The 5,690-nt window shown below is 44.1% G+C and carries 8 protein-coding genes and 1 pseudogene; 3 read left to right on the plus strand and 6 right to left on the minus strand.

Translation table 11 applies throughout. The features are described from left to right. From WBJ10_RS03430 to WBJ10_RS03450, 5 genes and pseudogenes are all read right to left on the minus strand, one after another. Window positions 1–360: pseudogene (locus WBJ10_RS03430) on the minus strand (hypothetical protein); the annotation flags it as partial. Continuing rightward, window positions 347–1,066: a DUF6266 family protein gene (locus WBJ10_RS03435; protein WP_424288155.1), complete on the minus strand. Its 720-nt coding sequence runs from the start codon at window positions 1,064–1,066 to the stop codon at window positions 347–349. The gene WBJ10_RS03435 and the pseudogene WBJ10_RS03430, both read right to left, overlap by 14 nt. 76 nt (window positions 1,067–1,142) lie before the next feature. Beyond that, window positions 1,143–1,511 carry a hypothetical protein gene (locus tag WBJ10_RS03440; RefSeq protein ID WP_424288156.1) on the minus strand — a complete coding sequence of 123 codons (369 nt, stop codon included), beginning with the start codon at window positions 1,509–1,511 and terminating at the stop codon, window positions 1,143–1,145. A gap of 98 nt (window positions 1,512–1,609) precedes the next feature. Further along, on the minus strand, window positions 1,610–2,179 hold the full coding sequence (locus tag WBJ10_RS03445) for a hypothetical protein (RefSeq protein ID WP_424288157.1): 570 nt from the start codon (window positions 2,177–2,179) through the stop codon (window positions 1,610–1,612). 338 nt (window positions 2,180–2,517) lie between these two features. After that, window positions 2,518–2,808: a hypothetical protein gene (locus WBJ10_RS03450; RefSeq protein ID WP_424288158.1), complete on the minus strand. Its 291-nt coding sequence runs from the start codon at window positions 2,806–2,808 to the stop codon at window positions 2,518–2,520. 326 nt (window positions 2,809–3,134) lie between these two features. Between WBJ10_RS03450 and WBJ10_RS03455 the strand changes: the two genes are divergently transcribed. The 3 genes from WBJ10_RS03455 to WBJ10_RS03465 all read left to right on the plus strand — a co-directional run bounded on the left by WBJ10_RS03455 (window position 3,135) and on the right by WBJ10_RS03465 (window position 5,261). Next, a complete protein-coding gene (locus tag WBJ10_RS03455; RefSeq protein WP_424288159.1) occupies window positions 3,135–3,839 on the plus strand; it encodes a helix-turn-helix transcriptional regulator in 705 nt (234 codons plus the stop codon). Then, the gene (locus WBJ10_RS03460) at window positions 3,836–4,162 is read left to right on the plus strand and encodes a hypothetical protein (RefSeq protein ID WP_424288160.1); all 327 of its coding nucleotides are present in this window, start codon (window positions 3,836–3,838) and stop codon (window positions 4,160–4,162) included. The genes WBJ10_RS03455 and WBJ10_RS03460 overlap by 4 nt, the downstream gene beginning before the upstream one ends. 178 nt (window positions 4,163–4,340) lie before the next feature. After that, a complete protein-coding gene (locus tag WBJ10_RS03465) occupies window positions 4,341–5,261 on the plus strand; it encodes a hypothetical protein (protein WP_424288161.1) in 921 nt (306 codons plus the stop codon). An 87-nt stretch (window positions 5,262–5,348) separates the two neighbouring features. Here WBJ10_RS03465 and WBJ10_RS03470 read toward each other — a convergent pair. Beyond that, window positions 5,349–5,690: MFS transporter (locus tag WBJ10_RS03470; protein WP_424288162.1), on the minus strand; the 342-nt coding region annotated here is incomplete at its 5' end.

Consider the following 5,690-nt stretch of genomic DNA (forward strand, 5'->3'; position numbering starts at 1 on the left):
TTTCACCTTTCCTTTTTCACCTTGAGTCCATATCACCCTACCGGGCCCAAACAAATCCGGTGTCCACCCACTACGAGGATTGACCACCCCGGCACGACCGTACACCCAGCACACAAACGCCGCACACCAGGGATTTCCTTTCGGGAGATTTACATACCTCAGGTATTTCTCTACTTCCGCCCCTGAGTTAGCATGCTTCTCCCGAACACCAATCTGGCTGGTATAGATTTCCCTGACTGCCTTTTGCCTGGCTGTTTGCGCATTCACACCCAGCACCAGCATCAGGAAGTGGATCTGGAGAATACCGATGTAGAGGATCCTCATGATCGTTGGAGGGTAAAGATTTCTATTCTCTTTCATAGTCGTCGATTTTGGGGACAAGTACATTGCCCATGTAAGAACTATTGGAATTGCTCCGCAGATCGGCGGAGCGGTAAGCCAGCCAGACGTGCACTTCGTGGCCCTCGAATTCCTGGGGGGCATCGACTGTACAGAACCCATCCGCACGTGTAATGCCGAGATTCTGCTCGGACCAGAACTCATGACGGTCCGGGCAATAGATCATCGCCATCAGTTCGTCGCTTTGGTTGCTGTTGCGCTGCGTGCAGGCCGACCAGCTGAAGCTTAGTTTGGACGACCCATAATTTTGATACATGGCGCCACAGGGTGCGGCTAAATTTCCGGCCAGGATATTGACTTTAGAAAAGTCGATGCTAACATCCGGGAATTTACCCGTCAGCGCATTAGCCAGATTCTCAATCGCCGCCCTGCCAGCATTAGCCCTTCTCTTTTTAAGAAGCCTGTAAACGGTGTCGATCAGATAAAATAGGATATCGAAGAAATCGATAATCTTCCTCAACTTCTCCCGCTGAGGCAATTGCAAGGTGGATGCACTTGTGTACGTCCCCTGATCCAGGAACTTCAGAAACCCGATGTCCCTTTTTGTTAAGAGTGCTTGACTCTTTTGATTTGATGTTTTCATGATAATAATTTTGTTTTTTAAATTTGCTAGGCATTTGTTGCCTTTACCTTTGCCAGCCTGCTTTTCCGGTAGGCAGGTTACCAAGCTGGACGGAGAGCTGGGGGACAAATGGTACGTTCGCCAATTCTTAATTCTTAATTTTTAATTCTCAATTCTCCGTTCAGATCAACTGAGCCAGTACCATTATAAATGCATACAGCAAGGCCAGATAAAATCCTAGATACACCGCTACCTTTTGCATCGCCTCGAGGGAATTGAAATTCCGTACAAAGTGCGCCTTCGAGTAAATCGCGAAGGCCGGCCAGATAGCCCGGATCACCCACCAGGTAGTTGCCTGGAAGAAAAGCACGGCAGCAATAGATAAAATGATTCCACTTAGCACGCCCGGATCAATTGCCGCAGCGGAGCTGTCGAGCAGCCGGATGAGGTAAGGAAAGACGAGGAATGAAAGCGCACTGATGAGCAGGCCTTTGATTTCCAGTCTGACTGGAGTGTGCCTGAATTGAGATAATGATTGAATGAGTTCCATGTTTACTTTTGTTTTTGTAAGAAATTTTTGTTAGTTGCCTGCCTACCGTCACGCAGGTTTTTGTTAGAAAGCGGCGGCATTACACCGCCGCTTTTCGATTAAACCAGCACTTTTTCCAGCACGGTTTTGTTGCCTGGAAGGTCGGTTGCGGTAATAATCAACTTACTGCCAGTCACCTCGGTGTTCTCCGCCGTGAAGGTGTAAAGCCAGTCCAAACCGTTAGGGGTTTGTACCGCCAGGCCTTGCTCGATGGTCGTGCCGTCAGCAGAAGCTACTTTCACTTGAACGCTTTCTACACGGAAATCATCGATCGCACTGATCTCGATACTCTCTCCGATTGCGCCGGTGTAAGATTCCAGGTCGATATCCTGATAAATCTCCGGTGCCTTTTGATAGTCAGAGAAGGCCATGTTATAAGCCGACTGCCCCAGCTTTGCAGTAAGCTGATACTCCTCCTTAAGGGTCGGATTATCCATTACTGCACTCGCATACTGCGATGCACGTTTGAACTTCGCCCTGATCGCCAACGCACTTGTTGTTGGCGCTTTTGAAGAAGGCCTCGGCTTTCCGCACACAATTGTTTTGTTTGCCCGTTGACGGAAAACAATCATGTCGCCCACCAGCCCGCTCAGGCCATGTGTTAATACATTGAATTTTGATCTTGCCATTGTTTTAAAATTTAAAAGGTTAAAAAATCAGCGCCCTTTTTATACCGGTATGTGGTGCTTGATTCAAACTTAGAGAGCTTGGTGAAGGCTGCCAAAATTTGTCCCTAACTGTCCCCGAAAGTCCGCGAAAGTCCGCCTGCGTAGCATAATCCCGCAGAAATTAGTGTGATGACATTAAAACCGCATAATACTGCAAGTATTTGAACACCTTTATCCATGTATTGACATAGTGCTTAGATAGTACTTAAACAGTGCTTAATATGCTTCCAGGAAAATGTGTGAAATTTTGCGGTTTCACCGCAGGTTAAAGCAAGAATTGTTGAGAATGAAACGGAATTCTACTTCAAAAACTCATTCCTCAACGGCAAGATATCCTTCCGCCAATAATAATGAATCCGCCCGACGGGAAAACTTTTGAAGGTCCCATCTTTGCGGCGGCGGGCAACAGTCTTGGAACAGATCTTAAATGTCGCCATGATGACCTGGTCATTCCAAATCTCAAAATCGTAATCACCGAGCGATGGAGCTTTTTTCCGGCCAGACGCAGGAACGCCTTCAGCTGTCGCTATGAACTGCTGGAGGAACTGGATTGCCTCTTTGGCTTCATGTATAGAATTCTGCTTTTCCACTGGCGGACTCGCTGGAACAAAATTGCAGCGTCATGTCAGAAAACACGAAGAAAATGCGCCCGACATACGGACATCGGGATCCGAATGTTGAACTTTTCTCTCTCAAAGCAGGACATTAATAGCTCGCGACACCCACTTTTTCGGTATTACTATGCTTGACCTGGAATTAGCGTGCCCTAATATCGGGCAAAACCGCGTTTAAAGCTCAGAAACGCATGAGCATTAGGAAGGCGTTCATTTTGAGTGTGTTAGCTATTTTTTTTCTCGGATCAACTATTTAATTTTAATCAACGATTATTTGAATTATTAATTAAACCATCCCCCATATGGAAAACTTTGACGTTTGTGCAACCTTGCGGGAGTACCGCACGGCCCACGATCTTACTCAGAAAGACATGAGTATAAAATTAAATATTTCACGCTCCTCGTATGAGCGGCTTGAAAACGGCACCCGATCTCCGACCTTAAAGGAGGTTGAGTACACGTTCAATTTACTTAATCTCCCGGGGCCAATCGCAAAAGCGGAACCTCTGCCGATGCCTGCTCTTAAATGGCACCAATCAAAAATGTGGCGCTGGCTAACGCCCGGGATGTTTGCATACTTGATAGTGGATTTAGCAATAACTGTGGAATTCGCGACTTATGAAAACGGAAAACAGATTATTCAGGACGATTTGCCGATTTTCATTTTTTTTGTTTTTGGGCTAATTTTCTGCGGGATCTATTGGTACATCAAGCCGCCAGAAATGAGAAAACCCACTCTTAAAGAAATTGGCTGCGGTTTGGCCGCCATTAGTGGTTTCTTGTTATTAATATTGAACGCCCAGGTCATCGCCCTTTATAAAGCACTGAAGGATCCTTACTTAACGAGCATACCAGTTTGGTTTTGGATTATGGTTGCACTAGCTCCCTTAATTCTTCTATTGCATTTCTGGAACAGCAAGTTGCCGCTATCGAAGAGAATCAAAAATGCCGTTAACACCTTGATTATCAAAATTCAATTTCATATCATACCAAAAAACCAAAGATGAAAAGCAAGGAAATAGAAAATGACGCATTATACTACGAACGAGACTGTGGAGACGATCCAGCCTCCGACAAAGGGTATTGGTTGGAAAAATGTGATAAAGAACGTGTGCAAATCCTGCTGCAGTGGCGGGAAAAGGCAGGGATGGAACGGGAATTACTGTGCGAAATGGCGAAAATGTCTTTAAGCGACTTTCTCTTAATCGAGAGTGGTAAACGTAAAATGACTCAGGGAGAGGCATGGAGGATTGATGCTGCAATTATAGATTACAGGAAATTGAAGAAACCTGGTTTATTAACAGCATTCAAAAGGTGGTTGACCGCCTGAAACTAATTCTTGCGGGAAACACCCGGGTTTAGCTGCATTCCCCAAAACGCAGCATGATTGAAATTCAATCCCCGGGTATTTTTTCTAAAGAAATTACTGATGGCGAATCTAATACGGAAATAATATCCTTAGCGAATCTAATTAGTAATCGGCAGTACGTATTTAGTTAACGGAATTTATGGAAACACTTACCTATCTAAAAAAAGGTCTGCTCTACGGGAATCTGGAATTAAAAGAATCACTTGAGAGGTTTAAAGAACTTGGAAAGGCAATCGATTGTCCTTTTGTAACCGCCTGGGCTTTAATGGAACTTGTAGAATATTTACCAGGGAGTTCATTACCGGATTACCGGTTTTATCAAAAAGTTTATAACGTTAACTTTAAAAATGGAAGAGAAAAATTCCGCGACTTTCCTGTGCCTTACGAGGCTATACATCCAAACAAAAAGAAGGCTGGCAGGACATTTTTCAACGGGTCGGCAACCGGGATAAACCAAGAGTTTCTTCTGGAAGACGGTGGCCTTTTCCTTCCCGCAAACAAATTAAAGCCGAAAATGCGTGCCTTTCTGAACGACCTCTATGGGCCCGACATCAAAATTGTCGGGGTGTGTGAACAAGTGAGTGCCAAACTGTTCAGGAGAATAATTCTTGCGTCAGAAGAGATCATGCTTAATTTTTTATTGGGCTTAGAAACACGATTCGGACATGACCCTCGAGTCGAAGTCATAAGATTGTTTCCAGATGACCTATACAATTTATTTCTCGAAGTTATGCTCCGCACGGGCAATGCCAGTCACCTGGATCTGCCAGTTAAATACAAACCTCTAGATCTCGAAGGATTTTCAGATGCTATATTCGATTTATTCGATGACTGTGAAGTCCCCGATGAAGAATGGGATGAGGCTATTGAACTGCTCGATAATGAACGCGAATCTGCTAGTCCACCGGGAACATTAGGGATACCAGTTGAAAACCTGATAGAAAGGTTGGCTGATCGATATCCAAAACTAGGGTATAAGGGGAGCAGTTTAAGAAAAGTGATTATTGGTTATTATGGTTTTGATAAACCGGAATTCGGAAAGGCGAAAAGAGACTTGTAAAACACAGTATTTTAATTAATGCCTATAGTCACACCCTTGCCCAGAGTGATTGGGTCGAGTTTAATTGTGGCTTTTTCTCTTTACCGATCAATTACTCGCAGCTTCTGTCAGCGGTTTTTTTTTATCTCTTAGTATCGCAATGAGTCCAAGTATTGGTCCGATTGCAAGTAACATGTAAATATATCGGGCATTTATTTTATCTGAAAGCAAATTAATAAATTGAATACTAATAATTGTGACAGAAAACCCAATGCCATTTACTATTGTTAGGGAAGTTCCCCTTGATTCATCTGGTGCGTTTTGGGCAACTAGTGTCGAAAATAAAGGAGAGTCGGCTATAACTACAAGACCCCAAATGAAGAGAAAGGCAATGAATTGAATATATGAATGGGAAAACAAAAACAAGGGAGAAATAAGGCAGCATAAGCA

It is taken from the genome of Daejeonella sp. (genome assembly GCF_049655485.1).
Taxonomy (GTDB): Bacteria; Bacteroidota; Bacteroidia; order Sphingobacteriales; family Sphingobacteriaceae; genus Daejeonella.